The sequence below is a fragment of the Methylobacterium sp. J-026 genome (assembly GCF_022829585.1).
Taxonomy (GTDB): Bacteria; Pseudomonadota; Alphaproteobacteria; order Rhizobiales; family Beijerinckiaceae; genus Methylobacterium.
Genome location: NZ_JAKSYC010000142.1, coordinates 1 through 1,181 on the forward strand (window position 1 = coordinate 1; position 1,181 = coordinate 1,181).

Annotated in this window: 3 protein-coding genes; 2 read left to right on the forward strand and 1 reads right to left on the reverse strand. The window is 64.3% G+C overall.

Annotated features, from left to right (window positions below):
- Nucleotides 1–417 (reverse strand): Crp/Fnr family transcriptional regulator (locus tag MKK69_RS13645; RefSeq protein ID WP_243968500.1); only part of this gene is annotated, 417 nt, incomplete at its 3' end.
- On the opposite strand from MKK69_RS13645, the gene MKK69_RS13650 reads away from it, so the two are divergent.
- Both MKK69_RS13650 and MKK69_RS13655 read left to right on the forward strand, forming a co-directional pair.
- Nucleotides 409–906: a Crp/Fnr family transcriptional regulator gene (locus MKK69_RS13650; RefSeq protein WP_243968502.1), complete on the forward strand. Its 498-nt coding sequence runs from the start codon at nucleotides 409–411 to the stop codon at nucleotides 904–906. The two genes, MKK69_RS13645 and MKK69_RS13650, sit on opposite strands and share 9 nt — an antisense overlap.
- 3 nt (nucleotides 907–909) lie before the next feature.
- A partial coding sequence (locus MKK69_RS13655) for a hypothetical protein (protein ID WP_243968504.1) occupies nucleotides 910–1,181 on the forward strand: 272 nt, incomplete at its 3' end.

Consider the following 1,181-nt stretch of genomic DNA (forward strand, 5'->3'; position numbering starts at 1 on the left):
AGGCCGCGCAGCAACACTATCAGGGATAGACCGACGGTGGACGTCAAGGACCTGGCACGGAGAGATGGTGCCGATGGTGTGTCCGATCTGGTCGAGTATGAGCACGTTCAGGTCGCAGAATTCGCCGGGCAACAACAGGGCCCTGATCTGGCGCTGGCCGTCCGGAAGGGCCTTGTACCGGCCGGCAAAGCCGTCGAGGATCAGCAGGACGTTGTCAGGCTTATCGCCTTCCCGAATCAGATCCTGGCGCGCGCCGACCTGCCGGACCTTGAGTACCAAGGTGTTCAAGGCCGAGCGAGCTGGGTCGGAGAGGGGTTCGAAGCTCTCAAGCTTCCGCGTCAGCGCTAGATCATGGCCCTGTTGTTGCCCGGCGATTTCTGAGACCTGACCGTCTTCATCCTCGCAGAGATGGATCACACCATCGGCACCATCTCGCAGTGCCAGGTCGTGGACATCCCCCGTCGGGCCATCGATGAGATCACGGCGCATCACACGAGCATCGCGCGCGCCTTCTGGTGGTGCTCCCTGGTCGACGGTGCCGTCCTGCGCGAGTGGCTGGTCAACATGGGAGCACGCGCTCCGGACCAGCGCATCGCGCATCTTCTGTGCGAACTTCTCATGCGCTTGGAAGCGGTCGGGCGTGTCACGGACAACAGCTACGCGTTCCCGCTCACGCAGACCGAGATCGCCGACACGATGGGACTGTCCGACGTGCACGTGAACCGGACGCTGCGCGAGCTGCGCGCCCTCGGCCTGATCCACCTCAAGCGCCGCGTCCTGACCATCCTCGACGTCGAACGAATGAAGGCTTTTTGCCGCTTCACACCGAACTACCTGCACTTGCGCAGCACGCGCTGGGGTGATCGTCGCGACCTGAGTTGGCCCGGTATGGCCCAGGAGGGCTAGCCGATGTCCGGGCGGGGCAACGTCGAGACGCTGCTCGTGCTGCAGCTGCAACCGATCGCGGTCGACACCAACAGCCCCGACCGGGACGGCATGCTGGTGATCGCCAACGGCCTGCTCGTGGCAGTGTTGGTTCGCCTCGCCGAACCCGAGCATGCCAATGTCGGAAGCTGGTTCATGGAGGCGGGGTTCGGCCGGCTGCAAGGGCTGAGGGTCCCTGCCTTTCCGGCTCTGGAAGACGCAACGCGCTGGCTGCGACGCCATCTCAAGCCGGTTTG

Coding starts and splice junctions, on each gene's coding strand:
- MKK69_RS13650 (WP_243968502.1), top strand. CDS start 409: ATGGATCACACCATCGGCACCATCTCGCAGTGCCAGGTCGTGGACATC.